At 62.6% G+C, this 26795-nt stretch carries 23 protein-coding genes and 1 tRNA gene; 6 read left to right on the top strand and 18 right to left on the bottom strand.

The window, feature by feature from the left end; genetic code table 11:
* Window positions 1–81: 81 nt before the first annotated feature.
* Complete coding sequence (locus PZL22_RS21615; protein ID WP_003527117.1) at window positions 82–1578, bottom strand: CoA-acylating methylmalonate-semialdehyde dehydrogenase; 1497 nt, start codon at window positions 1576–1578, stop codon at window positions 82–84.
* A 115-nt stretch (window positions 1579–1693) separates the two neighbouring features.
* On the opposite strand from PZL22_RS21615, the gene PZL22_RS21610 reads away from it, so the two are divergent.
* Complete coding sequence (locus tag PZL22_RS21610; protein ID WP_284718558.1) at window positions 1694–2575, top strand: LysR family transcriptional regulator; 882 nt, start codon at window positions 1694–1696, stop codon at window positions 2573–2575.
* A 71-nt stretch (window positions 2576–2646) separates the two neighbouring features.
* Here the strand turns inward: PZL22_RS21610 and PZL22_RS21605 are convergent, their stop codons facing one another.
* From PZL22_RS21605 to phaP1, 4 genes are all read right to left on the bottom strand, one after another.
* Window positions 2647–3885 (bottom strand): D-arabinono-1,4-lactone oxidase, encoded by a 1239-nt coding sequence (locus PZL22_RS21605; protein ID WP_003527114.1) that lies wholly within the window; start codon window positions 3883–3885, stop codon window positions 2647–2649.
* Window positions 3886–3896: 11 nt separating this feature from the next.
* Window positions 3897–4664: an SDR family NAD(P)-dependent oxidoreductase gene (locus tag PZL22_RS21600; RefSeq protein ID WP_015007174.1), complete on the bottom strand. Its 768-nt coding sequence runs from the start codon at window positions 4662–4664 to the stop codon at window positions 3897–3899.
* A gap of 217 nt (window positions 4665–4881) precedes the next feature.
* Window positions 4882–4958 (bottom strand) — tRNA-His (locus tag PZL22_RS21595).
* 162 nt (window positions 4959–5120) lie between these two features.
* Window positions 5121–5567, bottom strand: a complete 447-nt coding sequence (phaP1, locus tag PZL22_RS21590) for a phasin PhaP1 (protein ID WP_003527110.1) — start codon at window positions 5565–5567, stop codon at window positions 5121–5123.
* Window positions 5568–5799: 232 nt separating this feature from the next.
* Between phaP1 and PZL22_RS21585 the strand changes: the two genes are divergently transcribed.
* Together PZL22_RS21585 and PZL22_RS21580 are read left to right on the top strand one after the other, a co-directional pair.
* Window positions 5800–9201: a PAS domain S-box protein gene (locus PZL22_RS21585; RefSeq protein ID WP_003527109.1), complete on the top strand. Its 3402-nt coding sequence runs from the start codon at window positions 5800–5802 to the stop codon at window positions 9199–9201.
* 122 nt (window positions 9202–9323) lie between these two features.
* Window positions 9324–11006, top strand: coding sequence for an ABC transporter permease (locus PZL22_RS21580; RefSeq protein ID WP_003527107.1), 1683 nt, complete (start codon window positions 9324–9326; stop codon window positions 11004–11006).
* 290 nt (window positions 11007–11296) lie between these two features.
* Here PZL22_RS21580 and PZL22_RS21575 read toward each other — a convergent pair whose 3' ends face one another.
* The gene (locus PZL22_RS21575; protein WP_014529049.1) at window positions 11297–13249 is read right to left on the bottom strand and encodes an acetoacetate--CoA ligase; all 1953 of its coding nucleotides are present in this window, start codon (window positions 13247–13249) and stop codon (window positions 11297–11299) included.
* Between the two features lie 172 nt (window positions 13250–13421).
* Between PZL22_RS21575 and PZL22_RS21570 the strand changes: the two genes are divergently transcribed.
* Window positions 13422–15248 (top strand): AsmA family protein, encoded by a 1827-nt coding sequence (locus tag PZL22_RS21570; protein WP_033048482.1) that lies wholly within the window; start codon window positions 13422–13424, stop codon window positions 15246–15248.
* A 292-nt stretch (window positions 15249–15540) separates the two neighbouring features.
* On the opposite strand, the gene PZL22_RS21565 is transcribed toward PZL22_RS21570, so the two are convergent.
* From PZL22_RS21565 to PZL22_RS21545, 5 genes are all read right to left on the bottom strand, one after another.
* A complete protein-coding gene (locus PZL22_RS21565) occupies window positions 15541–16362 on the bottom strand; it encodes an ABC transporter permease (protein ID WP_003527099.1) in 822 nt (273 codons plus the stop codon).
* Between the two features lie 3 nt (window positions 16363–16365).
* Window positions 16366–17277, bottom strand: coding sequence for an ABC transporter permease subunit (locus PZL22_RS21560; protein WP_003527097.1), 912 nt, complete (start codon window positions 17275–17277; stop codon window positions 16366–16368).
* 4 nt (window positions 17278–17281) lie between these two features.
* Complete coding sequence (locus tag PZL22_RS21555; RefSeq protein ID WP_003527095.1) at window positions 17282–18424, bottom strand: ABC transporter ATP-binding protein; 1143 nt, start codon at window positions 18422–18424, stop codon at window positions 17282–17284.
* A gap of 120 nt (window positions 18425–18544) precedes the next feature.
* A complete protein-coding gene (locus PZL22_RS21550; RefSeq protein ID WP_003527093.1) occupies window positions 18545–19639 on the bottom strand; it encodes a polyamine ABC transporter substrate-binding protein in 1095 nt (364 codons plus the stop codon).
* Between the two features lie 344 nt (window positions 19640–19983).
* Window positions 19984–21396, bottom strand: coding sequence for a helix-turn-helix domain-containing protein (locus PZL22_RS21545; RefSeq protein WP_003527091.1), 1413 nt, complete (start codon window positions 21394–21396; stop codon window positions 19984–19986).
* Between the two features lie 227 nt (window positions 21397–21623).
* On the opposite strand from PZL22_RS21545, the gene aceA reads away from it, so the two are divergent.
* Complete coding sequence (gene aceA / locus PZL22_RS21540; protein WP_003527089.1) at window positions 21624–22913, top strand: isocitrate lyase; 1290 nt, start codon at window positions 21624–21626, stop codon at window positions 22911–22913.
* A gap of 111 nt (window positions 22914–23024) precedes the next feature.
* The gene (locus PZL22_RS21535) at window positions 23025–23264 is read left to right on the top strand and encodes an SMc00767 family acetate metabolism repressor (RefSeq protein WP_003527087.1); all 240 of its coding nucleotides are present in this window, start codon (window positions 23025–23027) and stop codon (window positions 23262–23264) included.
* A gap of 164 nt (window positions 23265–23428) precedes the next feature.
* Here the strand turns inward: PZL22_RS21535 and PZL22_RS21530 are convergent, their stop codons facing one another.
* The 7 genes from PZL22_RS21530 to PZL22_RS21500 all read right to left on the bottom strand — a co-directional run bounded on the left by PZL22_RS21530 (window position 23429) and on the right by PZL22_RS21500 (window position 26723).
* The gene (locus tag PZL22_RS21530; protein WP_013844050.1) at window positions 23429–24046 is read right to left on the bottom strand and encodes a recombinase family protein; all 618 of its coding nucleotides are present in this window, start codon (window positions 24044–24046) and stop codon (window positions 23429–23431) included.
* Window positions 24037–24432 (bottom strand): type II toxin-antitoxin system VapC family toxin, encoded by a 396-nt coding sequence (locus PZL22_RS21525; RefSeq protein ID WP_003527080.1) that lies wholly within the window; start codon window positions 24430–24432, stop codon window positions 24037–24039. The genes PZL22_RS21530 and PZL22_RS21525 overlap by 10 nt, the downstream gene beginning before the upstream one ends.
* Window positions 24429–24680 (bottom strand): type II toxin-antitoxin system VapB family antitoxin, encoded by a 252-nt coding sequence (locus PZL22_RS21520; protein ID WP_003527079.1) that lies wholly within the window; start codon window positions 24678–24680, stop codon window positions 24429–24431. Before PZL22_RS21520 ends, PZL22_RS21525 begins: the two co-directional genes overlap by 4 nt.
* Complete coding sequence (locus tag PZL22_RS21515; RefSeq protein ID WP_234706376.1) at window positions 24655–24987, bottom strand: hypothetical protein; 333 nt, start codon at window positions 24985–24987, stop codon at window positions 24655–24657. Before PZL22_RS21515 ends, PZL22_RS21520 begins: the two co-directional genes overlap by 26 nt.
* A 405-nt stretch (window positions 24988–25392) precedes the next feature.
* The gene (locus PZL22_RS21510; RefSeq protein WP_003527077.1) at window positions 25393–25545 is read right to left on the bottom strand and encodes a DUF6990 domain-containing protein; all 153 of its coding nucleotides are present in this window, start codon (window positions 25543–25545) and stop codon (window positions 25393–25395) included.
* A 99-nt stretch (window positions 25546–25644) separates the two neighbouring features.
* The gene (locus PZL22_RS21505; RefSeq protein WP_013844049.1) at window positions 25645–26208 is read right to left on the bottom strand and encodes a DUF6990 domain-containing protein; all 564 of its coding nucleotides are present in this window, start codon (window positions 26206–26208) and stop codon (window positions 25645–25647) included.
* Window positions 26205–26723 (bottom strand): hypothetical protein, encoded by a 519-nt coding sequence (locus PZL22_RS21500; protein WP_003527075.1) that lies wholly within the window; start codon window positions 26721–26723, stop codon window positions 26205–26207. The genes PZL22_RS21505 and PZL22_RS21500 overlap by 4 nt, the downstream gene beginning before the upstream one ends.
* Window positions 26724–26795 lie beyond the last annotated feature (72 nt).

The following is a 26795-nucleotide window of genomic DNA, read 5'->3' as shown; positions in this document are numbered from 1 at the left end:
TAGTTTCCCTGCCGGATCTCGCGCAACAAAAAAGAGCCTCCCGAAGGAGGCCCGATTGGAGGGAGGAGAGCTTTGTTCGCGTTACCGCATCGTCGGTATCGAGAACTCGGCGCCGTCCTTGATGCCTGACGGCCAGCGCGAGGTGATGGTCTTGGTCCGGGTCCAGAACTTGATCGAATCCGTGCCATGCTGATTGAGGTCGCCGAAGGACGAGGATTTCCAGCCGCCGAAAGAATGATAGGCGAGCGGAACCGGGATCGGAACATTGACGCCGACCATGCCGATATTGATGCGGGAGGCGAAGTCGCGCGCCGCATCGCCGTCGCGCGTATAGATGGCGACACCATTGCCGTATTCATGCTTCATCGGCAGCGACAGCGCCTCTTCGTAGTTCCTGGCGCGGACGACCGAAAGGACGGGTCCGAAGATTTCGGTCTTGTAGATGTCCATGTCGGGCGTGACGTCGTCGAAGAGGCAGCCGCCGATGAAGTGGCCGTTCTCATAGCCCTGTAGCTTGAAGTCGCGGCCGTCGACCACGAGCTTCGCACCCTGCTCGATACCGCTGTCGATCAGGCTGCGGATGCGCTGCTCCGCCTCCTTGGTGACGACGGGGCCCATATCGGCCTTTTCGTCGGTATAGGGACCGATGCGCAGGCTTTCGACCATCGGCACGAGCTTGTCGATCAGCCGGTTTGCGGTTTCCTCGCCGACCGGAACAGCGACCGAGATCGCCATGCAGCGCTCGCCCGCGGAACCGTAGCCGGCGCCGATGAGGGCGTTGGCCGCCTGGTCGAGGTCGGCGTCCGGCATGATGATCATGTGGTTCTTTGCGCCGCCGAAGCATTGCGCACGCTTGCCGTTCATCGCAGCCGTGCCGTAGACGTAGCGGGCGATCGGGGTCGAGCCGACGAAGGAGACGGCGGCGATATCGGGATGCGTCAGGATCGCATCCACCGCGCCCTTGTCACCGTTGACGACGTTGAGGATGCCCGCAGGCAGACCGGCTTCGATCATCAGTTCGGCAAGGCGGATCGGCACGGAGGGATCGCGTTCGGAAGGCTTGAGGATGAATGCATTGCCGCAGGCGATCGCCGGGGCGAACATCCACATCGGGATCATGCCCGGGAAATTGAACGGGGTGATGCCGGCGCCGACGCCGACCGGCTGGCGGATCGAGTACATGTCGATGCCGGGACCGGCGCCTTCGGTGAATTCGCTCTTCTGCAGGTGCGGAATGCCGATGACGAATTCGCAGACTTCGAGGCCGCGCACGATGTCGCCCTTGGCGTCGTCGATGGTCTTGCCGTGCTCGCGGGAGAGCATCTCGGCCAGCTCGTTCATGTTGTCGTTCAGGAGCTGGACGAACTTCATGAAGACGCGGGCGCGCCGCTGCGGATTGGTTGCGGCCCACTTGGGCTGGGCAGCCTTGGCGCTCTCGACGGCGGCGGCGAGGTCCGCGTCGCTCGCAAGCGCCACAGTGCCTTGAACTTCGCCCGTTGCCGGGTTGAAGATGTTGCTGACGCGACCGCTCGTGCCGGCAACGCGCTTGCCGTCGATGAAATGACCGAGTTCATACATGAGTGTTCCTCCTGACCCTTGATTGTGCCCTCATGATCGCACTACGATTTCAACAATTCAATTTCCGAATTTCAGGAACCGTTGTGCGCAAATTAAAGTCCATGAAAGCGTTCGCATGAACTGGGACGACGTCCGGGTATTTCTGGCTGTCGCGCGGACGGGCCAGATCCTCGCCGCCTCGAAAAGGCTCGGCATCAATCACGCGACGCTCAGCCGGCGGGTTACCGCGCTCGAGGAAAGACTGAAAGCGAAGCTCCTCATCCGGCGTCCCAACGGCTGCGAACTGACGGCCGAAGGCGAGGTCTTGTTTGCCGCGGCCGAGCGCATGGAAACCGAGATGCTCGCCGCCCAATCGCAGGTCGGGCGGATCGACACGGCGATCGCCGGCACCGTGCGCATCGGCGCGCCTGATGGTTTCGGCGTCTCCTTCCTGGCGCCGCGTCTCGGGCGGCTCACGGCACGTTACCCGGAACTGAAGCTCCAGCTCGTTCCTGTTCCGCGCTCCTTCTCGCTGTCGCAGCGCGAGGCCGACATCGCGATCACCATCGAGCGGCCGGAACAGGGGCGGCTCGTCTCGTCCAAGCTCACCGACTATACACTGGGTCTCTACGCATCGGCAGAATATCTTGGCCGCTACGGCACACCCGGGACTGTCGACGATCTCAAGAACCATCGCCGGATCGGCTATGTGGAAGACCTCATCTTCACGCCGTCACTCAATTTCTCCACCGAGGTCATGCGCAGCTGGGACGCCTCCTTCGAGATCTCCAGCGCCATGGGCCAGACCGAGGCGGTCCGCTCCAGCGCCGGGATCGGCATCCTGCACAATTATATCGCCCGGCAATATCCGGAGCTTGTACGCCTGCTCCCCGATAGGACGATCCGCCGCGCCTATTGGACGACCTATCACGAGAGCGCCCGCGACCTGGTGCGCGTGCGCACGGTCGCAGCGTTCCTGCAGGAAATGGTGACGGCGGAGCATCAGATATTCGTTTAGCGCGGGATGAGGAAAAATGTGCGGTTTTCCGCCTGCATCGCGCGTCTCAACTCGACCTGAAATCATCGCTGTCAGCCGAGCAGCATCTTCAGATGGTCGTTGAGGAAACGACCCTTCGGGTCCAATTCCCTTCGCAGCGCACGGAAGTCTCCGGCGCGCGGATAGAGATGCGTCACGTCGTCGGTGTCGAGGAAATGCATCTTCCCCCAATGCGGCCGCGAGTCGTATCCGCGCAGGATCTGGTCGACGTCCTTCAAAAACGCCCAGTAATCGATCCCCGGGCCGCCCGAGACGGAGAGCGTGATGCTGTCCTGGTGATGGAACGGGCTCATCCACGCCGGATCGCCGGCGGTGAAGCGATACTCGATCGGATAGATGCAGTTCGTATGCTTGTTGAGCATGAGGTCGCGCACGGCTCTGACGGCCGCCTTGCCATGTTCCACGGGCACTGCATATTCGAGTTCGACGAAGTTCGGGACGTATTCGATGGGATAGACTTCCGAACTGTAGGCGATCTTTTCGAACTCGCTCTCCATCGGCGCCGCATCGGTGATGTCCATCACCTTCATTTCGCAGACGTCGGCCGATTTGTTCGTAGATGAGACGGCCGAGGTATCCGGCAGGCAGTAGAGATGGCGGCTTTCCGGCGTCGGGCACCAGAAGAATCCGAAATGCCGGTGGTTTTCCGCCAGTTCGTCATGGCGCTCCATGCAGGTCTCGAAGTCGTCACGCCACAGCCGCTCGTGCAGGTTATAGGCATCCATGACGTTGAGGGTCATGGACGAGATGATACCGAGCGTGCCGACCGAGACCTGCGCCGCGTGGAGGAGTTCTTCGTCACTCCCATCGATGTCGAGGATCTCCCCGTTCGCCTTTACGATTCGCATTCCGGCGATCGAAGAGGCCATGTTTCCGAGCTTGATCCCGGTCCCGTGGGTTCCGGTGGTAAAGGCGCCGGCGACCGCCTGGCTATCGATATCCCCCTGATTGATCAGCGAGAGTCCGTGCTGCTTCAGCGTCTTGCCCACCTCGTTGATGCGCGTTCCGCCTGCTACGGTAATCTGCTTGAGTGTCTTGTCGACCTTCTGAACGCCCCTGAGATCTGCGAGCGACAAAAGGAGACCACTGGTTCCGACGACCGGCGTGAAGGAGTGGCCCGAACCCGAGACGCGAACTCCGAGATCCCGCTTGTCCGCTTCTGCGACCAGCTCCGCCAGTTCGGCCTCGGTGCCGGGCGAGGCCTTGTACTGCGATACGCAGTACTGATTGCCGACCCAGTTCCGCCAGACTCCACCTTTCTCGAAAGCCATGTTTCTTCCCCTCACATCGCTGTAAAACAATTGTCGACGAACAGATGGGCGCCGCTGACAAAGCTTGCGTCGTCGCTCGAAAGATAAAGCGCGGCCTTGGCGACCTCGTCCGGCCGGCACATCCGGCCCTGTTGGGCGGCGATCGCTGCGTCGGAAACATCGACCCCGTAGCGGGTCAGTTCCTCGACTTCCCTCTGGCCGTGAGCCGTCTGGATAAAACCGGGGCAAACCGCATTGCACCGGATGTTCCGGTCCCTGAACTCCACGGCGACGGACCGGGCGAACATATGGCACGCCCCCTTGGTCGTATTGTAAAGGACCTCCATGGGGGTTGCCGCAACCGCCGAGATGGAAGAGGTGCAGACGATCGATCCGCCGCCGGCGTCGATCATCTGGGGAAGGACGGCGCGGGTCATGAGGAACATGCTGCGCACGTTGACGGCCATCAGCCGGTCCCACTCCTCGGCCGTCGTCTCCAGGAACGGCCGAATGACGATGGTGCCGGCATGATTGAACAGGACCGTAATCGGTCCGAGTTCTCCCGAAACCCTCTCCACCGCCTGCGTTACCTGACGTTCGTCCGACACATCAGCCGAGGCGAAAGCCGCTCTGAAGCCCTCGCTGCGGAGGCGGGCGGCGACGGCTTCGCCCTGGCTCTGCGGGAGATCGACGATCCCGACCGCTGCGCCCTCCCGAGCGAAAAGCTCGGAGGCTGCGAGACCGCATCCCCCTGCCCCGCCGCTGATAAGCGCAATTTTTCCATCCAATCGACCAGCCACCTGCTCCTCCAGCTGTCGTAGTGCTGCCTATGGCGCGGCTTGGAGGACGGCTCTCTTGGCGTTTTGGTGTCTGATGTCCGGCCGGCTTGCGGGCAGCTATGATGCTTGTTCCACGCTGTCACATTGCCGGAGGATGACGAGCAGGTCCATATTCCTGCGACGGATCGTGCGCTTATTCTCAGGAGAAACAGCAATCACGGATGATTTTGAAGAAAAATGGTACGGTTGGGGGGGATCGAACCTCCGACCTCAGGTGCCACAAACCTGCGCTCTAACCAACTGAGCTACAACCGCACTCGGCAAGCGACTCCAACTTCGTTTGGGGTCGTCGCTTGGCGGCTCACATACGGTCACTCACACCGATTTGCAAGCCTTAAGTTCAGATTATCCAGCAAAAAGACCGGATGGCAAGCCACCCGGTCTTTGCTTTGAATCCGATCGATACGGCGCGGCCGATCAGCCCTTCTTGAGGCTGGACATCGCCTTTTCCGCGGCATCCTTGCCGGGCTTGGCAACGTTCTCGGCGACCTTGCGCGTCGCTTCCTGCATCGTCTTCGCCTGCTCGACGGCAAGCTCGGCCTGCTTGCGGATGAAGGCGGTCTGCAGTTCGACGAGTTCGGAGAGCGACCTCACGCCGAGCAGAGCTTCCATGTGCGAGAGCGAGCTTTCGGCATTGGTGCGCAGCGCGTCGATGGCCTTGAGGCCGAGTTCGACGGTGCCCGACTGAGCGCTCTCGACCGTCGCTTCGACGGTCTTCGCTGCTTCTTCGGTCGCGGTCTTCATCTTGGCGTAGGCTTCCTTCGACTGCGCGGCGCCCTTTTCGGCGAACTCGCGGAAGCTGTCGGCAAACTTGGTCGGGTCGAAAGAGAGGGAAAATGCGTCTTCGGTCTTCCTGGTAGCCATTTCATGCGCTCCTTGGTGTGGCCCTCTTCAGAGGCGCCGTTTTGATTGATGGCCGTTCTATAGCCGATTTGGTTGTGCGTTGCAATAAATTTGTGCAGTGCACAATAAGCCATGCCCATTAACCTTCCGCGCCGAAAGACGTGGCCGAGGTCGTCCCGTTGCTGGACCCTCGCCGATGGGCTGGGTATTAATAGAGCGTTAACGCGCAAGCGATCCGTCAGTAGGTCTGCCGATGCCCGAAAGACAGTACCCCTTCATCGACATTGCCGTGCATGCACGGGTGCGGGAGCATTTTGCCCGGGGGGATGCGTCCGTCCTTTTTTCGAAGGATGTCGCGCGGGTGCTATGGGCCAACGACCAGGGCGCAAAGCTGTTCGGGACGGCCTCGGTCTACGATTTCATCGATACCGACCTCGACCCGAGCGATCTTTCGCTTCGCCAGCTGCGCGCCGCCGCGGCGCAGCTCGCGGCCGTCGGGGACCGCCGGCAGCTTCTGATCCGTATGGCATCGGGCTTTCGCCGGCTTCCGCTCAACGCCGCCGTGGAGATGATCCTCATCGGGCCCGGCGAAGAGGCAATTCTGTTCACCGTGCCCAACAACGGCAAGGCGCTTTCGACCGAAGCGCGCGCAGAGGCGATGATTGCCGGCCTCGACGGGCCGGACACGCATATGGCCGTGCTCGACGCCGATGGGACCGTCATTGCCGGCTCGCCCGGCTTCGAGAGTCTTGGCCTTTCGGCGGATATTCGCCGGACGCTCGTTGCAGCCGCTGCGAGCGACAAGGATCGGCTGATCAAGCGTCCGGTCGCGACGGAAAAAGGGCGCCTGCCGGCGGCAGTCGGCAAGATTTCGGACCATCCGGCGCTCCACCTGCTCTTCGCGGTCGAGGCAATTCTCGAGAAATCCGAGACCGGAGAGGCGGTCGGCGCGGCGGCGGCGGAGCAGGCTATCCCCGCCGCACCTGCGGCGCCCGCTGAAACACGAGAGGCGGTCCCCTCCTCCGCGGCACCGGCGGAGACGGAACAGCCGGCGGGCCGCCTCGAGGAAGCCGAGCCCGCTCCCTCGCCGGAGGCGGCAGCACCGGCAGAACACGAAGCGTCCGTCGGGGACGGCACCGACGACGAAGCGCAAGGGGAGCTCGCTCCGCAGGACGAGGCCGAGGCCGCCGATCTCGCCGAGCCTGAAACGCCGCTTGAAGCAGAACCGGCTTCCGGTGAACCGGCTGCCGATGCGGACCGTGGCGGAGAAACCGCCGACTTCGCTTTCGCAGCCGGCGGACGGGCGGTACGGTTCGTCTGGAAGATCGACGCGGAGGGACGTTTCAGCGAAATTTCCGAAGAGTTCGCGTCAGCCGTCGGCCCGAAGGCCGCCGACGTGATCGGCGTTAGCTTCACCGATCTCGCCGATCGCTACGATCTCGACCCCGACGACAAGATCAACGAGCTCCTGCATCGCCGCGATACCTGGTCCGGCAAGACGATCTTCTGGCCGGTCCAGGGAACCAATCTCAAGGTGCCGGTCGATCTCGCCGCTCTTCCCACCTATTCCCGTTCGCGCGAGTTCGACGGCTTCCGCGGCTTCGGCATCGTCAGGATCGCCGACGCTGTGCCGGACGCCAAGGCGGCCGGGCTTGCGCTCGACCGGCCGGCGCCGGCGCAGACCGCGCAGGCTTCAAGCGACATGTCGTCCGAGGGCGCCGGTGCGCCGCAGGCTGAGGCTGGCTCCAAGACCGGCCCTGCCGGCAGTGGGAAAGATGCGGCCGAGGCTGCACCGGACGTATCCGAAGACCCGTTCCGCGGCGAACAGCCGGCGCTGCGGGTCGTCGAAACGGCCGGCAGGCAGGCCTCCGACAAGGTCATCGATCTCGACGAGCGCCGACCGGCGGGAGCCGGCGCGCTGACCCGCGGCGAGCAGGCGGCCTTCCGCGAGATTGCAAGGCAGCTCGGCGAGCATTTCGCCCCTGACCAGCTGCCGCAGGAAGGCAAAGCCGAAGGCCGGCACGAAGCTGACACCTCCCCCAGCACGCCGGCTGACACGGAAGAAAGCCGACAGACGGAGAAAGCGGAGGCACCAGGCGGATGGCACGATGCGACGCCGGCGGGCGAGACCCCTGCTGCGGCAATGGAGCCCGGCCTCACCGCACGCAATGGTGCAGCCATGAGCAGCGAGATCCTCGACAGGCTGCCGGTCGCATTGCTGGTTCACCACGGCGACGCTTTGCTGCATGCCAATGCGGAATTCCTGCGGCTGACCGGATATGAGAATCTCGAAGCCTTCGAACAGGAGGGTGGCCTGGAGGCCCTGTTCGCTCTCGGAAACGAGGCCGGCGCGGCAAAGCCGAACGGAACCATGACGCTGGTCCGCAAGGATGGCAGGCTCATTCCCGTCGGCGCCCACCTGCATTCGATCCGATGGGAAGGAAAGAGCGCGCTGATGCTTGCGCTGACCCCGGCCGGCGCAAGCGAAGCGGAGAAGCAGGCGCGCGAAGACGAAGGAGCGGCAGAGGCAAGCCGGCTTCGGATGGAGATCGACGAGCTCCGATCGATTCTGGAAACCGCGACCGATGGGGTCGTGGTCCTCGGACGGGACGGCGACATCCGGACGATGAACCGTTCCGCAAGCGCGCTCTTCGACTATGACGAGTCCGATATGCGCGGAAAGCCGTTCGCCGCGCTCTTCGCCCATGAGAGCCAGAAGGCGGTGATCGACTATCTCCAGGGCCTTTCCGGCCACGGCGTCGCAAGCGTGCTCAACGACGGCCGGGAAGTGATCGGCCGCGAAGCCGCCGGCGGCTTCATTCCGTTGTTCATGACCATCGGCCGGCTCTCCTCCTCCAACGGTTACTGCGCGGTCATCCGCGACATCACCCAGTGGAAGCGGACCGAAGAGGAGCTTCGCAACGCCAAGCGCGCCGCAGAGACGGCAAACGCCCACAAGACGGAATTCCTGGCCCGGGTCAGCCACGAGATCCGCACGCCGCTCAACGCCATCATCGGGTTTTCCGACATGATGGCGAGCGAGCATTTCGGCCCCATCGGCCATCCGCGCTATATCGAATATGCCGGCGACATCGGCCGGTCGGGGCGTCACGTCCTCGACATCGTCAACGATCTGCTCGATATCTCGAAGATCGAGGCCGGCGAGATGGATCTCGACTTCGGCGCCGTGGATCTCAACGAGGCCGTCTCCGAGGCCGTGTCGCTGGTGCAGCCGCAGGCCAATAGCCAACGCGTGATCATCCGCACTTCGCTGTCGGGCTCCGTGCCCGAGGTCGTCGCCGACGACCGTTCGATCAAGCAGATCGCCCTGAACATCCTGGCGAATGCCATCCGCTTTACGCCGTCGGGCGGCCAGATCGTCGTGTCGACGTCCTACGAGGCCAATGGCAGCGTCATCCTGAGAATCCGCGACACGGGCATCGGCATGACCCGCAACGAGCTCGACCAGGCGATGAAGCCCTTCCGCCAGGTCACGACCGGCGGCCGCAAGCGTGGCGACGGCACCGGGCTTGGCCTGCCGCTGACGAAGGCGATGGCGGAAGCGAACCGCGCGCAGTTCGCCATCACTTCGGCCCCGAACGAGGGCACGCTGGTGGAAATATCCTTTCCCTCACAACGCGTCTTGGCCAATTGAGACCGAATGCTGTAAGGAAATGTTGACCTGCGGGAGCCAGTTTGTCGGTTCTTGAAGGTTGAGGAAACTGCGGGCCGTTCCCTCACTCGTCATTTCGATCGGCATTGCTTCGGACGGATCGTTTGCACTTCACCGCCAAAAGCCTCAAGCGGCGCTACGCCAGCTCCGGCACCGGCCTTCACCATCCGCTGCTCACCGGCTGGGCCGGACTCGCCTCCGCCGTCGTGCTCATGCCGATTCTTGCCATTGCGTGGCTAGCCGTTTCCGGCGGCACCGCAGACTGGCCGCATCTCATCCAAAACGTGATCCCGCGTGCAACCGGCCGCACGCTTCTCCTGGTCCTGTTCACAGGCACCGCCACCGCCATGATCGGCATCGTCACCGCCTGGCTGGTGGCGACCTATGAATTTCCATTACGCCGCTTCCTTTCGGCGGCCCTGGTGCTGCCGCTTGCCATACCGGCCTATCTTTCGGCCTATGCCTTCGGGGAGTTGCTCACCTTCACCGGCCCTGTGCAGGGCTTGGTGCGGGCCCTCTTCGGATTTCAGACGAGCCGCGATTACTGGTTTCCCGACGTGCGTTCCCTCGGCGGCGCGGTGCTCGTTCTGAGCTCGGTGCTCTATCCCTATATCTATCTCGCCTGCCGTTCCATGTTCCTCATGCAGGGCCGCGCCGCCGCGGACGTGGCGCGGACGCTCGGGGCCGGACCGCTGAAGGTCTTCTTCCGCGTCCAGCTTCCGATGGCGCGGCCGGCGATCATGATCGGCCTCACGCTCGTTGCCATGGAAACGCTGAACGATATCGGGGCGGTAGAATTTCTCGGCGTGCAGACCCTGACCTTCTCCATCTTCGATACCTGGCTCAACCGTGGCAGCCTCGCCGGCGCGGCGCAGATCGCCTGCATCATGCTGGTTTTCGTCATCGGCCTGATGATGGTCGAGCGGGCGGCACGCCGCAGACAGCGCTTTGCGAGCCAGAAGACCACGGCCGCAGTTCACGACGCCGCGAGGTTGAAACTTTCCGGCTGGAAGAAATGGGCCGCGACGGCCGCCTGCCTTCTGCCGATACTGTCGGGCTTTGCCGTTCCCTTCCTTGTTCTGGGCGACTATGCCCTGAAACGCCTCGACCAGTTCCTGGCGCCGCGCCTCCTGAGCGCGCTGCTGCACAGCATCCTGGTGTCCGGTCTGACGGCGTTTGCGACCGTGCTCCTGGGTTTCGTGCTCGCCTATGCCGCGCGCACCGGGCGTTCGCGCATCACCGATATCGCCGGGCGGCTCGCCTCCTTCGGCTATGGTGTGCCCGGTACCGTACTGGCGATCGGGGTGCTCTTTCCGCTCGCGGCCCTCGACAACACCATCGACGCCGAGATGCGGGGGCTTTTCGGGATTTCCACCGGCCTGCTCATGAGCGGCACCGGCTTTGCCATCATCTATGCCTGCACGGTCCGCTTCCTGACCATGGCGGAAGGGACGCTCGAGGCCGGCTTCCAGAAACTGTCGCCGCATCTCGATATGGCCGCACGCGCGCTCGGGCGCACGAGCGGCCAGACGCTGCGCGCGGTGCTCCTGCCGATGATGCGGCCCGCAGTGCTGACGGCCGCGCTCCTCGTCTTCATAGAAACGATGAAGGAGCTTTCCGCGACCATCATGCTGCGCCCGTTCAATTTCAATACGCTGGCGACGCTCGTCTACGAGGATGCCTCGCGGGCGAAGGTGGAAGACGCCTCCGTTGCGGCGATGATCATCGTCCTCGCCGGGATGGTCCCCGTCATCCTGGTGTCCCGGTCGCTCGAACGCCGGTCATAGATCACGTATTCCTGTGCCCGTCGCAGGGATGAGATGGTTGGGCAGAGGGGGGTGTCACCCGACCTAAAATCTCGTGATCTATGCAAGGGATCGCACCCTCTCCGCCCTCATCCCTGTGCTCGTCACAGGGATGAGGAAGTCGGGGATGAGCCGGCACTACGACAACGTCCGCTTGCGGTATGCGAGTGAGTCTCACGGACTGCACCCACTCTTCCTTCCATTCTCCTGCCCCGCGTCAGCGGCGCGGGCAGAGGAACAGCGGCGCAATGGAGACGGATGTCAGCCCCAATTCAGCTCTTGAGTTCCTCGAGCGCCGCAAAGAGGTCGAGAGCTTCCGGGTTCGCCAGCGCTTCCTTGTTCTTGACCGGACGGCCGTGCACCACGTCGCGCACCGCCAGTTCGACGATCTTGCCGGACTTGGTGCGCGGGATGTCGGCGACGGCGATGATCTTCGCCGGCACGTGCCGCGGCGAGGCGCCGGACCTGATCCGGTTCTTGATCTCCCTGGTCAGTGCTTCGGTCAGCTCGACCCCGCGGGCCAGCCGCACGAACAGAACGACGCGGACATCGTCCTCCCAGTCCTGGCCGATGCACAGTGCTTCGGCGACTTCATCCATCTGTTCGACCTGATTGTAGATCTCCGCCGTGCCGATGCGCACGCCGCCGGGGTTCAATGTCGCGTCGGAACGGCCGTGGATGACGATGCCGCCATGCGGTGTCCATTCGGCAAAATCGCCGTGGCACCAGACATTGTCGAAGCGGTCGAAATAGGCGGCTCGATACTTCGCGCCGTCCGGATCGTTCCAGAACATGACAGGCATCGACGGAAACGCCCTGGTGCAGACGAGTTCGCCCTTTTCCCCCCGCACCGGCTTGCCTTCGTCGTTCCAGACATCGACGGCGAGCCCGAGGCCGGGGCCCTGGATCTCTCCGCGCCACACGGGTTTCAGGGGATTGCCGAGCACGAAGCAGGAGACGATGTCGGTGCCGCCGGAAATCGAGGCGAGCTGGAGATCGGGCTTGATACCCTCATAGACGAAGGAGAAGCCCTCCGGCGAAAGCGGCGAGCCGGTGGACGTCATGAGCCGCAAGGACGACAGATCGTGCGTCCTTGCCGGGGTGAACCCGCCCTTGCGCACGGCGTCGATATATTTCGCCGAGGTGCCGAACACGGCGAAGCGTTCGGCGGCGGCATAATCGAAGAGCACGTTGCCGTCGGGGCAAAAAGGTGAGCCGTCATAGAGGCACAGAGTTGCGCCCACGGCGAGGCCCGAGGCCAGCCAGTTCCACATCATCCAGCCGCAGGTGGTGAAATAAAACAGCCGCTCGCCGTCCCTCAGCCCGCAATGGAAGCGATGTTCCTTGAGGTGCTGCAGCAGCGTTCCGCCGGCCGAATGGACGATGCATTTGGGTACGCCGGTCGTGCCCGAGGAGAACAGTATGTAGAGCGGATGGCCGAACGGCAGGCGCTCGAAGACAAGCGGTCCGGCCTGGAATCCGGCGATGAAATCGGCAAGCGTCACCCCGCCCTCGACGGTCGGCGCAAGCGCGGCGCTGTCTCCGGCATAGGGAACGATGACGGTGGGCGCGCCGAGCGACTTGGCCACCGCACGCACCTTCGAGTCCACGTCCTGCCGCTTGCCGTTGTACCAGTAGCCGTCGCAAACGATGAAGAGCTTGGGGGCGATCTGGCCGAAGCGGTCGAGGACGCCCTGCTCGCCGAAATCGGGCGAACAGGACGACCAGATGGCGCCGACGGAAGCGGTCGCAAGCATGAGTGCGATCGTCTCGGGCATGTTCGGCATCATCGCGGCGACGCGGTCGCCGGCGCCGATCCCCTGCGCCCTCAGTGCCTGTTGCAGACGCGACACCAGGGCGCGCAGTTCGTCCCAGGTCAGCCGGTAGCTCACCTTGTCCTCGCCGCGGAAGATCAAGGCATCGCCGCTCCCCGTCTTGCGCAGCAGGTTTTCGGCGAAGTTGAGCCTCGCTTCCGGAAAGAAACGGGCATCGAGCATCCGGTCGCCGTCGACGAGCGCCTTCTCCCCGCTTTCGCCGATGACCTTGCAATGTTCCCATACGGCGGTCCAGAACGCGCCGCGCTCGCTCACCGACCAGTCATGAAAGGCATCATAGTCGGCGAAGCTGCGCCCGAAGCGCTCCCCGCACCAGTCAATGAACTCAGCCATCGGGCTGCGTTCGACTATCTCCCTGTCCGGAACCCACAAAGGTCGTTCTGCTTGCATGCTCTCCTCCACTCTTCGGACTTTTCTATATCATGCTGCAGCGCGGTACAAACAGCGCGGATGCGGCTCCGCATGGTCGCGACGGCGACATTTTCATGTCAGTGGCATTTGCTTTATGCAAGCCGAAGTCCTATCCAAGCGGCTTACCCTAGGCGATGGCAAGTCCGACCGAATGACGAGGAAGATGTTCCAGATATTGCGCGATTCGCGCCTGTGGGCGCGGCTTCGCCGACGCCACCTCGTTTGGTCGGCCGCCATAGGCATCGCCCTCGCCGCCGCGTACAATGCCGCGCTGCCGCTCGTGGTTTCGACGACCGAGGCCCGCGCGACGATGGAGCGGATGCTCGACGACTGGTCGGGCGGGAAGAGCACGATCAGCGGCGAGCCGGAAGTCCGGTTCTGGCCGGAACCCCTGGTGACGCTCCCCGCAACGACGATCGTCTCCACCGGACCCGAACCGCGCCGGCTCGCAGAGATCGGCCGCATCACCGCTTCGTTCAGCCTGCTTTCCGCACTTCGGGGCGAACAGGCTCTTGAGGAGATCACGCTCGTCGATCCGGTCATCACGCTCGAGCGCGGAGCGGACGGCGCCGTCAACTGGCAAAAGCCGGACTGGCTGGTGCCGCCGGGTAATGCCATGCCGCGGGATGAGGCTCCCTTCGGAGATATCACGATCGAGAATGGCCGCTTCCGCGTTGTCGACCGCCTGGCGGCGACCGGGGAGGGCGTAGACGTCGCGGGGATTTCCGGGACCCTCAAATGGCCTTCCTTCGGTGGGCGGCTGAGCGCACAATTTGCCGCGGTCATCGGCGGCGAAGCGGTAGGCTGGGCCTTCGTATGCGAAGAACCGCTCGCCCTCTTTGCCAGGCGCAACGCCGCTCTCAAGACATCGCTGACGTCGGCTCCGTTGACCTTTTCCTTCGAGGGCACCGGCAATTTCTCGTCGCAGCCTTTCGCCTCCGGCCATCTGCAGATGTCCGCACCTTCGCTGGCAGCGCTTGCCGCGTGGTACCGCGGGTCTCCGGATGCGGAATTGCCCCCGGGCGGGTTCAGTATCGATACGAGGGTGACCACCGGTGAGACGGCGCTGAAGCTCGAGGAGCTCCAGCTGGCGATCGGCGAGGCCACGGCGACGGGCGTTCTGGACGTGCAATTGCCGTCCGGCAAAGGGCCGCGCGTGGAAGGCACGCTCGCCTTCGACCGGATCGATCTCAACGGTTTGCCATTGGCAACGCTGAAGCCGGCGCAGGGGGACGACCGCGGATGGCGGATGGCCCAGGCTCTTGTCGGGGGCTGGCGCCTGGATGTCCGGCTGTCGTCGCAGGAAGTCCTGGCCGGTCCGTTGCACCTGACCGATGTCGCGGCCGGGGTGATGATCGATGGAAGCCGGGTTTCGCTCGACATCGGAGACAGCACCTATGCGAATGGCAGGCTGAGCGGCCGCGCCGTGCTTTCAGAGAAAGGGGTGGGGCAAGGCGGCAAGCTGCAGGTGAACCTGAAAGACGCCGACTTCGCTGCGGTCCTCGACAGCTTCGGCCTCAAGGGTCCCGTTCCGACAGGCCGGGGCGTTCTCAGCGTCGATCTTGCCACCGGTCGCCCCCTCTGGGAGGCCGGCGTCGCCGATGTCTTCGGCCGTCTCGATTATTCGCTCACCAATGGCAGGCTCGCCGATTTCGACGTTCACGCCTTCACCGATCTCGTGCGCAAGGGGGAATTCTTCTCCCTGTCGCAGGCAAGCGACGGCACGCTCGAGTTCCAGACGGCAGATATCGAGGCGAGCTTCGGCGGCGGCACCGCGCGGCTGGACCGGGCCGCTTTCGTCGGCCCCGCCGGCAATATTTCGGTGACCGGCGTCGTCCCCTATCGAAGCGGCAGTCTGGCCCTGGCGGGGACGCTCGCGGCCCCCGAGGCCGGCAAGGAGCCGCTGCAATTCTTCATCGGCGGCTCCTGGCCGAATGCGGTGATCTCGCCGCTTTCGGTTCTCCTCAGCCCGAAGTGACATCTATGCAATAACGCACTTCCGGACGGAAAACCGTTACACACTTTTCCTGGAAATGCTTTGAGGCCTGTTGAGATTGGGAATCTCGCCGCGGCTTGTTTGATCTTCTCATCCCTGTGCTCGTCACAGGGATCCAGCCAGACCAAGTCCTTGGGCTGAAAGAACTCTTCCGCGCGCCGCAGACGCGGCGCTGCTCTCATCTCTGTGACGGGCACAGAGATGACGAGGAAGAGAGATGGCACTCCTCCGAGCAGCCGTCACAAACTCGAGATGAACCTCAACGCGCCCTCGCTCACCCAATCGCCGCGAAGGCTGCTCGCTCGTCCTTTTCGCGCTGGACTTCACGACGCTTCGTGACGATCGATGCGACGATCACGCCCAGCGCGACGATGCCGATCAGGATCGTGCAGATGGCATTGATTTCCGGCGTCACGCCGAGACGGACCTGGCTGTAGATCTTCATCGGCAGCGTCGTGGCGCCCGGCCCGGTCGTGAAGCTTGAAATCACGAGATCGTCGAGCGAGAGCGTGAAAGCGAGAATCCAGCCGGAAAAGACGGCCGGCGCGATCACCGGCAGCGTGATCGCGAAGAAGGTCCTGACCGGGGTCGCGCCGAGATCGAGCGCCGCCTCCTCTATCGACTGGTCGAAGCTCAGAAGACGCGACTGGACCACGACCGCGACGAAACACATGGTGAAGGTGATATGGGCGAGCGTGATCGTCCAGAAACCGCGGTCGAACCCGATCGCCACGAAGAGCAGCAGCAGCGACAGGCCGGTGATCACCTCCGGCATCACCAGGGGCGCATAGACCATGCCGGAAAACAGAACGCGGCCGCGAAAGCGGGTGTAGCGCACCAGCGCGAGCGCCGCCAGAGTTCCGAGGACGGTCGCGCAGGTCGCCGAAAGGAGCGCCACCCGGATCGTTACCCAGGCCGCGTCCAGAAGTCCCTGGTTATGCCAGAGCTGGGTGTACCATTTGGTCGAGAACCCGGCCCAGACGGTGACCAGTTTCGACTCGTTGAAGGAGAAGATCACCAGGAGCACGATCGGCAGATAGAGAAAGCCGAAGCCCAGAACGACCGAGGCGATGTTGAAACGGGACCACTTCTCCATAGGTCACCTCTCCTCGCCGTCGGCTTTGGCCTGGATGTTCTGGAAATAGACGATCGGTATCACCAGGATCATGAGCAGGATGATCGCCACCGCCGACGAAACCGGCCAGTCGCGATTGGAATTGAATTCGCTCCACAAGGTCTTGCCGATCATCAGTGTTTCCGAGCCGCCGAGGAGGTCGGGGATCACGAATTCGCCGACAGCCGGAATGAAAACGAGCAGGCAGCCCGCCACCACGCCGGGGAGCGACAGAGGAAAGGTCACGCGCCAGAAGGCGGCGGCAGGCGTGCAGCCGAGGTCCTGGGCGGCTTCCGTCAGCGAATGGTCCATCTTCTCAAGCGCCGAGTAGATCGGCAGCACCATGAAGGGCAGATAGGAATAGACGATGCCGATATAGATCGCCAAGTTGGTGTTGAGGATGATGAGCGGCTGATCGATCAGGCCGACCGTCGACAGAAACTGGTTGAGCAGGCCCTCCGGCTTCAGGATGGCGATCCATGCATAGACGCGGATCAGAAAGCTCGTCCAGAAGGGAAGGATCACCATCATCAGCAGCGTGGGCCGCAGCGAACGCGGCGCCTTTGCCATGCCATAGGCGATCGGATAGCCGATCAGGAGCGTCAGGAAGGTCGAGATGGCGGCGATGACGACGCTCGACACATAGGCGTTGAAATAGAGGACGTCCTCCGTCAGCCAGACGTAGTTGTCGAGCGAGAATTCGCCGAGCTTCTCGATGATGCCGGAAAGGCCGCCGGCCAGGTCGAAGACGGGCATATAGGGCGGCATCGCAACGGCCGTCTGCGACAGCGAGATGCGGAAAACGATGAAGAACGGGATGAGGAAGAAGAACAGGAGCCAGGCATAGGGAATGATTATGACCAGGCGGCTGACGAGGGCTGAGGCAAGTTTCGCCATGGCTTCAATCCTTCAATACGACGCCCGCGTCGTCGCCGAAGGAGATCCAGACCTGCTGGTCGTAGCCGAGCGGGTCCTCGACCGCCCGCACCGCATTCAGCGATGACGCCTTGACGACCTTGCCGTCCTTCAGCCGGATGTGAAAAACCGTCATGTCGCCGAGGTAGCCGATGTCCCATATCTCGCCTTCGGCGGCGTTCACCGGCGCATGCGCCGGCGGCTGTCGGCCGATTCTGATCTTCTCGGGCCGGATGGCGACAGCCGCCTTTGCGCCGTTCCCCGGTTTTTCCGGCGACGCCATCCGGACCGGGATGCCGCCCGTCGTCTCGACACGGATATAGCCGTCTTCAGCCGAGGTCACCTTACCGTCGAATATGTTCACGTCGCCGATGAAGTCAGCGACGAAGCGCGAATTCGGCGCTTCGTAGATCTCCGCCGGCGTCGCCACCTGGACGACCTTGCCGTGGCTCATGACGGCGATGCGGTCCGCCATGGTCATCGCCTCTTCCTGGTCGTGGGTGACGACGACGAAGGTGAGGCCGAGTTCCTGCTGCAGGTCCATGAGCTCGAATTGCGTTTCCTCGCGCAGCTTCTTGTCGAGCGCGCCGAGCGGCTCGTCGAGCAGCAGCACCTTCGGCCGCTTTGCCAGCGAACGGGCAAGGGCGACGCGCTGGCGCTGGCCGCCGGAAAGCTGATGCGGCTTGCGCTTGGCGAACTTCTCCAGCTTGACGAGCTTCAGCATCTGCGCGACGCGTTCGGCGATGTCCGCTTTCGGCATTCCGTCCTGCTTCAGGCCGAAGGCGACGTTGTTTTCGACCGTCATGTGCGGAAACAGCGCATAGGACTGGAACATCATATTGACCGGGCGGCGGTAGGGCGGGATGCCCGCCAGGCTCTGGCCGTCGAGGATGATTTCGCCTGATGTCGGCTGCTCGAAACCGGCCAGCATCCGCAGGAGGGTGGATTTGCCGCAGCCCGAAGCGCCGAGGAGCGCGAAGAATTCGCGCGTGTAGATGTTCAGCGAAAGATCGTCCACGGCGGTGAAGTCACCGAACTTTTTGGTGACGTTCTTGACGGAAATGAAAGGCTTGGAGGCGGGGTCCGCCCATGGCGCGAAAGAACGCCGGATACTTCCGAGAGACTTCATCATCTATCCTCGAATGGCACAGTCCATACGCAATGGCCGGCGCCGACACGTCGAGAGTTGAGCGCAGAAACTTACAAGAAAATTGCCCGGATCTGAGGTCCGGGCAATTCGTTTTCGCTCCTACTGACCAGTGACGATCCTGGTCCAGAGCCGGGTTAATACCCTCTGCTCCTTAGCCTCGAAGGGCGTCGTGGTGAAGAGTTTCTGCATCACGGCATCGGACGGATAGATGGCGGTGTCTTCGAGCACTTCCTTGTCGAGGAACTGCTGCGAGGCCTTGTTGCCATTGGCGTAGAACACGTAGTTCGAGGCCTTGGCGATGACTTCCGGCTTCATCATGTAGTTGATGAACTCGTGCGCCTCGGCGACATGCGGTGCGTCGGCAGGGATAGCCAGCATGTCGAACCACATCTGCGCGCCCTGCTCCGGGATCGAATAGTCGACCGTCACGCCGGCCTTTGCCTCGGCAGCACGGTCGCGCGCCTGGAAGACGTCGCCCGAGAAGCCGACGGCCAGGCAGATGTCGCCGTTTGCGAGCGCGTTGATATATTCAGACGAATGGAACTTGCGGATATTGGGACGGACCTTCATCAGCAGGTCGGCTGCCTTTTCGAGATCCGCCTGGTCGTGGCTGTCGGGATTGAGCCCCAGATAGGCGAGCGCCGAGGGCATGATGTCGGTGGGCGAATCGAGGAGATGGATGCCGCAGTCCTTGAACTTCGCCGCAATCTCCGGGTCGAAAATCACATCCCAGTTCGGCTTCTCGTCCGTGCCGAGAATCTCCTTCATCTTCTCGACATTGTAGCCGATGCCGGTCGTGCCCCACATGTAGTCGACGGCGTATTCGTTGCCGGGATCGTACTGCGCGGTACGCTCCATGACCATGTCCCACATGTTGGAAATGTTCGGCAGCTTCGACTTGTCGAGCTTCTGGAACACCCCGGCAGCGATCTGGCGCTGCAGGAAATAGGCGGTCGGAACGACGACGTCGTAACCGGAACCGCCGGCGAGCAGCTTCGTTTCCAGAATCTCGTTCGAGTCGAAGACGTCATAGACGACCTTGATGCCGGTCTCCTTGGTGAACTCCTCCAGAATACTGTCGTCGATATAGTCCGACCAGTTATAGACGTTGACGACCCGCTCCTGGGCGAAAGCCAGCATGGTGGATCCCGCAAGCACCGCGGTGGTCAAGGTTGCGACGATGAGTTTGGACATACAACTCCCCTCTTGATTATCGGCTCGGGACAGTAATCTTCTTCTCCAGTGCCGTTACGCCCCGTCTGTTGATTGTGCCGATGCGGAGGTTAGGCATCTTTCTCGATAAGCTCAAGGAGTTAGAGCGGTTCCAGGAAAAAAGTGGCTCGCGGTTTTCCAGCCCGAAATTCCCTCCTCTCACCTCATCCCTGTACTTCTCACAGGGGCCCAGCAGCGCCGCGTCTGCGGACGCGTAAGAGTTCAATCGGCCCAAGGACTTGGGCCGGCTGGATTCCTGTGACGTTTCGGGACTCGCGGTCGTATAACGACGTCCGCCTGCGGATTGCGCGCCATTTCGCGCCGGCTCACTGAAAGTCGAAGACGCTCAGCCCGGTGGCCATTTCGTCGAGACCGAGCGGTCGGGTGATCGGCGGTTCGGCGCGCGCCAGGCACCCCTGCCGCTCGCAAAGCCGGCAGGCCGGACCGGTTGCGATCGCCGGCATGACTGCGGCGGCGCCGTAGACCGTCTCATTCGCTAAGGTTGCCTCGCAGCCGATGAGGATCGCCGTGCGCCGAACCCGTTCGTGGAAGGCGGCCTGCGGACCGTCGACGGTGCGGGCGACAGTGAGGAATTCGGTACCATCAGGCATCTCGACGCGGTCGACGAGAAGCTGGCCGGGCACGGCAAAGGCAGCCTGGACGTTGAGCTTGGGACAGCCGCCGCCGAAGCGGGCATGGGGAAATCCTTGCGCTCCGGCGCGACGCAGCCTGTTGCCGGCGCTGTCGATCTCCATGAGAAAAAACGGAACCCCCGCCGCGCCGGCCCGCTGCAGCATCGTGAGACGATTGGCGACCTGCTCGTAGGAGACCTGGAAACGCGCCGCAAGAACCGCGACATCGTATTTCATTCGCTGCGCGGCGGCGAGAAATGCCGCATAGGGCATCATCAGCGCATGGGCGGCATAGCGCGCCAGTTCGAAGCGGCCGATGCGCCGCGCTTCGGCGGTGGTAAAGCGGAACTGCTCGAGCTCGGCGGCAATCGCCTCGTGGCAGGCGATCGAAGCCACCTCGATCGCGATCTCGCGCAGCTGATCGAAAGGCGACAGACGTTCGGAGATGAAGAGGCGCATCGAGTGGCGGTCGAAGCGGCGGCGCAGGGTGGGCATAACGTGCACCGGCAGGGTCCGGACCGCAAGTCCGTGCTCCCTTCTCAGCCAAGCCTTCATTGCGCCTGAAAGATCGTCGCCGGGCGAGAGGCTTGCATGCAGGGCCTCCGCCGCCTCCTCTATGCGGGCGAAGTGATTGGGCCGAGCCTCGAACGCCTCGCGGACTTCGTCCATCGGCAGCCGGGTATCGGCAAGTGCCGCCATATGTCCCTCGCCCGCCAGCAGAGCGGCGAGATCCCTCAGACGCGAGGCCTGTTCGCGGTAGGCGCGATAAAGCTTGACGATGCCGCCGGAGACGTTCGGCGCCGCTTCGGCGACCTCCACCAGCTCCTGGTCCCCCGGCAGTTCGCCGGCAAGCAGCGGATCGGCAAAGACCTCGCGCAGCTGCGCAAGACCGCTGCCCGCCTCACCCTGAAGCTCTTCGAGATCGACCTTGTAGACGGAGGCCAGTTTCAAGAGCAGCTGCACCGTCAGCGGCCGCTGGTTGCGCTCGATGAGATTCAAATAGGAAGGAGAGATGCCAAGCGCCTCGGCCATGGCCGTCTGCGTCAGCTGAAGGCCGTTGCGGATCCGCCTGACCCGCGGCCCCGCAAAAATCTTGTTCTCGGCCATTGTAATTCCCTTTACAAACCAGGCAGATGATCCGCTTTGACATCTTTTACAACTTTACTTGCGGATACTGTCAAAGGCAAGACAAGCTAACCCGTTTCCGCCGGCTTGAAACAGGAATTCGATAGCGGGTTTCTGCAGCGCAATGTAAAAACTGTCACATGATCTTCCGGCCTAGAGACGCCGTAAGACGAAAGCCGAAGACGAACCGATTTCACGAGGAGGCAGGTATGACTGATTTTTACAAGCTCGTTCCAAATGCGCCGGAGGGGCGCTTCGACGGAATCGAGCGGCCCTATTCCGCCGAGGACGTGAAGCGGCTCAGGGGCTCGGTGGAAATCCGTTATTCGCTTGCCGAAATGGGGGCGAACCGCCTCTGGAAGCTCATTCACGAGGAGGACTTCGTCAACGCACTCGGCGCGCTTTCCGGCAATCAGGCGATGCAGATGGTGCGCGCAGGCTTGAAGGCGATCTATCTCTCCGGCTGGCAGGTTGCAGCCGACGCCAACACCGCTTCGGCCATGTATCCGGACCAGTCGCTCTATCCGGCCAACGCGGCTCCGGAACTCGCCAAGCGCATCAACCGCACGCTTCAGCGCGCCGACCAGATCGAGACGGCGGAAGGCAAGGGTCTCTCCGTCGAGACCTGGTTCGCGCCGATCGTCGCCGATGCGGAAGCCGGCTTCGGCGGGCCGCTCAACGCCTTCGAGATCATGAAGGCCTTCATCGAAGCGGGTGCGGCGGGCGTCCATTACGAGGACCAGCTCGCGTCGGAAAAGAAGTGCGGCCATCTCGGCGGCAAGGTGCTGATCCCGACCGCGGCTCATATTCGCAATCTGAACGCGGCACGGCTTGCCGCCGACGTGATGGGCACGCCGACGCTGGTCATCGCCCGCACGGACGCGGAAGCGGCGAAACTGCTCACCTCTGATATCGACGAGCGCGACCGCCCATTCGTCGACTATGATGCCGGCCGCACCGTCGAGGGCTTCTACCAGGTGAAGAACGGCATCGAGCCCTGCATCGCCCGCGCGATCGCCTATGCGCCGCATTGCGACCTCATCTGGTGCGAGACCTCCAAGCCCGACCTGGAGCAGGCGCGCAAATTCGCCGAAGGCGTGCACAAGGCACATCCGGGCAAGCTGCTCGCCTATAATTGCTCGCCGTCCTTCAACTGGAAGAAGAACCTCGACGACGCGACGATCGCCAAGTTCCAGCGCGAATTGGGCGCCATGGGCTACAAGTTCCAGTTCATCACGCTCGCCGGCTTCCATCAGCTGAACTACGGCATGTTTGAACTGGCGCGCGGCTACAGGGATCGTCAGATGGCGGCCTATTCGGAGCTGCAGGAAGCGGAATTCGCTGCCGAAGCCAACGGCTATACGGCGACCAAGCACCAGCGCGAAGTGGGCACCGGCTATTTCGATGCCGTGTCGGTCGCGATCACCGGCGGCCAGTCGTCGACCACTGCCATGAAGGAATCCACCGAGCACGATCAGTTCCGCCCGGCAGCAGAATGAACGAGCGGGACGCGCGGCACCCCTGCCCCGCCGCGCGTCCCCAACCAGACCTCGAAACTGAAGCGGGGATCAACGAAGTCCCCCGCGACCATCGCCCAAAGGAGCACTCCGATGACTGTACAGACACGCGTCAAGGAACGGGCCGAGGAACAATCGTCGGCCATGACACCGGAACAGCAGGCGGCGATCCGCATGGTCGCCAACGACCTGCACCGCCTCAACCAGGCGGTCATGAAGGCCGTCGATGCGGGGGTTTCCGTAGAACTGGTCCGTTCGGCGCGCCATCACGGCGGCGACGGCAACTGGGGCGACCTGCTGATCCCCGTCATCGTCACGCAAGGCAGGCACTGATTGTTGTCGTGCAGCGCGACGTCGCCGAGGCCGGCGATCGAAAGATCGCCGCCGAGAATCCCCGTTTGACGCCGTTGCGTCGAGAGAAGATGGCCCGCGCCGTCGTAGCAGGCGGTCTTTTCAAAGCAGCATTGAAGACGGAGTGAGTTCGCTTCACTACGGCGCTATGTAGGAGCCCGTTCCGAGGTCTTTTCCGATCCGGCCCAGCCGACCAGACCGACGCTGGACCTGGCAGCGGGGATATACCGGTAAAGCGTCGCTGGCGAGACACCAAGGCGGCGGGCCACGTCCTCTACGTTGATCTCCCGATCAGCGAGGAGTGCCTTCGCGGCCTCCAGATCGGATGCCTTCAACTTCGGCGGCCGGCCACCCTTGCGGCCGCGTGAGCGGGCCGCATTGAGGCCGGCGCGGGTACGCTCGCGGATCACGCCACGCTCGAACTCCGCAAGCGCCCCGAATATCTGGACCACGAGCCCGCCGCCGGCCTTCGTCGTGTCGATCGCTTCGGTCAGCGACCGGAATCCGATTCCGCGATCCTCCAAGGCTTCGACTGTCTCAATGAGCTGCTTGAGGGACCGGGCAAGCCGATCGAGCTTCCACACCACGAGCGTATCGCCCTCGCGCATGTAGTCGAGTGCGGCGGCGAGCTGCGGCCGATCGCGGTTCGCCTCCGAGGCGGTCTCCTCGAAGATTCGGGCGCACTCAACCTTCTGCAGCTCATCGAGCTGCGCGGCGACTGTGTGATCTCGCGTCGAGACACGGGCATAACCTATCAACGCCATTTTTCGATATCCGTGTGTATGAAATCGTCACCCTTGAAGAGCAGGGGAGCCGAGAGGCTCTTGGCGAGGGCATAGGCGGCACAGTCAGCGAGGTTGAGTCGAGCTTTCGAGTGAATGCCCTTGCCGAATCGGCCGAAGGCTTCCGAGGCCTCGCGCGCCTGTTCCTCATTAAAGGGGGCAACCTCGATGCCGTTTACGCTTAGGAAGCGCCAGAAATCCTCCGCGCTCTCAGGGCCCCCGCGTGCTCGCAGGATCATCGCGGTTTCATGTGCGTTGACCGCCGACATGACAAGCTGGTCGGCTGACGCCATAGCATCAGCGAGCGGTAGGGCGTCGTCTTCTGCTTGGAAGATCGCGACGACGGCTGACGAATCTACGACCATCATAGGGCAGTCAAATCGTCAGCTATTTCCTGCGGGCTACGTGGGTCGAGGACCGGCCGAGCGGCGACCTTCTTACCGAAGGCGAGCATTTCGGCGGCCGTCATCCGGCGCTTCGCCGACAACTCGTCGGAGACGCCGAGCGCCTTGGCCTCGCGTTCGAGCGCGGCCCGGATCAGGTCTTCAGGTTTGCGGCCAACCCGGGCTGCAACCCTGCGCGCGAGCTGTTCAGTATCGTGGGTGAGCCGCAACATTGGCTTCTCTCTCAAAAGTCGCGAATATGTAGCATGTTTTGAGAGATCGAAACAAGCAAGCGTTTTGAGAGACAAAGGCTTGTGCTTCGATGCCCGTCGGGATGTCCGCGAAGTCGTTCAATGCTTCATGGAGGAAGCTCATCGCGGCGGTGTAGTCCTGCGGCCACGCCGACTGCGCCGTCACGTAGTCGTAGAGCGCGAGGTTCGACAAGGCCGTTTCGGCGTTCAGAAGCGTGTTGCGATGTTCACTGGAGCCGCTGTCGAGTTGCCTAAACATGGTTTGGCCGTCGATATAGATCGGCCCCACGTAACTCTGCTGCGTCTTCGAATCGTAGGAATAGATGTCCTGCACGGCGGCGAGGCACGACCTCGTCCTTCGCGGCGAGGCGGATGGAGCCGCCGCTGCCGAGCGCCGTGCCTACGAGGACCGCGTTGTCGCCAGCTTGACGATCAGCAGTTCACCCCTAACGGCTCAACATTAGCCATTGGCACGCGCAAGAGGTGCCCAGGTGGTCTCAGCTATTCGAGCCGGCACACTGAGTTAACCGGCGCCCGCACGCTGCTACGTTCATCGCGTAGCTGCTCGCGCCGTCTTCCGGAAAAGGCCGTTCTGGACAGAAACTTTAAGGTCACCTCAGCCCGCCCGCACTGATCCGTTTCGAGCCCAGAAACAGGGACACCGCCCAGCAGGAACGCACGGACGAGGTGGACCTCAGGCTTTCTCCAATGCAATATCAATGGCACGGTCGATCATCTCAGGCTTGATCATCGGCACAAAATTTAAACGTTTTCCCCTCCTGAATATCTCGATGCAATCGGCCTCATCCAGAACGATGTCGACGCCTATTGGTGCAAACGCGCTCAAGCCAGTATCGTCCAGGACACCGGCGGAAACCCATTCTGCGCAATCAACATGCCAAAATATCAGCCAACGGAGGAAGAAGGGGCAGATGAGTAGCCAGCATCAAGCCCCGGTGACAAATTCTTCGGCGAGAGACACAGCCCGGTCAATGTAATCCTTAGTGACATAGGGCACGAAGCCGAGCCGGTCTCCGGCGGCCCAACTCGCCTGATAGGATTTGAGCTTCGTCACATCCCTCAGCACAGCCAGCGCCGCCAAATGCAGAACAGGCCCGGTTCCCGGCGCAGTCGTTGGCAGTGCGGCATGTTTTTGCAACCCCGCCGCCAAATCCTGCTCCTTCGCCCATGCAATCGCCTCCTCCGACGCCTGGCGGACATGATCTTCGAGGATTTCAGAAGCGCGGATATCCAGCCCTTTCCAAGCGACGATGAGAGGAGCGTAAGTCCCCGTTTCGTTATCAATGCGCTTGTAAGCGATTGAAAAAGCGTCCGTTGACACGGAAAGCATCGCTCGAAAATCCTGATGGTCAAGACCTCTGCGGACACTGTAGATGATCTCCACAACTCGATCTGACAATTCGTAATGTGTGTATTTGTCTCCAACTTCATCCGTGTAGGCCTTCCAGCCCAGTGCTTTCAATACGGGTGTGACATCTCTTGTTCTCATTGCTCTGCCCCCGGAAACGTCTTGATCTCAATCGGAATGCCGTTCGGATAGCCCTGATTTTTCAATGGAATACCCGGCTTAAGGCCAAAAGTATTGGCAACCTTTCCTCTCGGAATGGCATCGCCGCTGTCGATCTGCGGATAGATTTCTTCCTGCCTGAACGTCAGGCTCGCATCACCCGTCTTGACCTCGATGATGCCCCATTTGCCGTCAGGTGCTTGGTAGACGATATCCGGACGGCAGCGCCCCGTACCGCAGGAACTTCCAAACGAAAGCTCCTCCTTCGAAACCCGATAGCCTTGGCTTTCAAGTTGCGCCTTAAGGTCATCCGTCATCGCCTTGTGATGCTTGTAGTGCCCCCGGATCGTCAGGCGCGGTCCCGTATCTGGGGCCTCAACCGCCTGCCTTGCCTCAGCGACCGTATCGTACTGCTTGCCGTCCGGATCTTGTAGCACACGACGACCCGAGGACAAGGCGACGACGGTCATCCCTCTTGTCAAAAGATCGCCGAACAACGCCTCTTCCAGGGCAACATCGGCGACCGGCCCCCACGTTCCGTTGAGGACGGCGTTCTCTACCTCCTCGGG

This window comes from Ensifer meliloti (assembly GCF_030064585.1).
Classification (GTDB): Bacteria; Pseudomonadota; Alphaproteobacteria; order Rhizobiales; family Rhizobiaceae; genus Sinorhizobium; species Sinorhizobium meliloti.
This window is presented reverse-complemented; position numbering and strand designations above follow the sequence as displayed.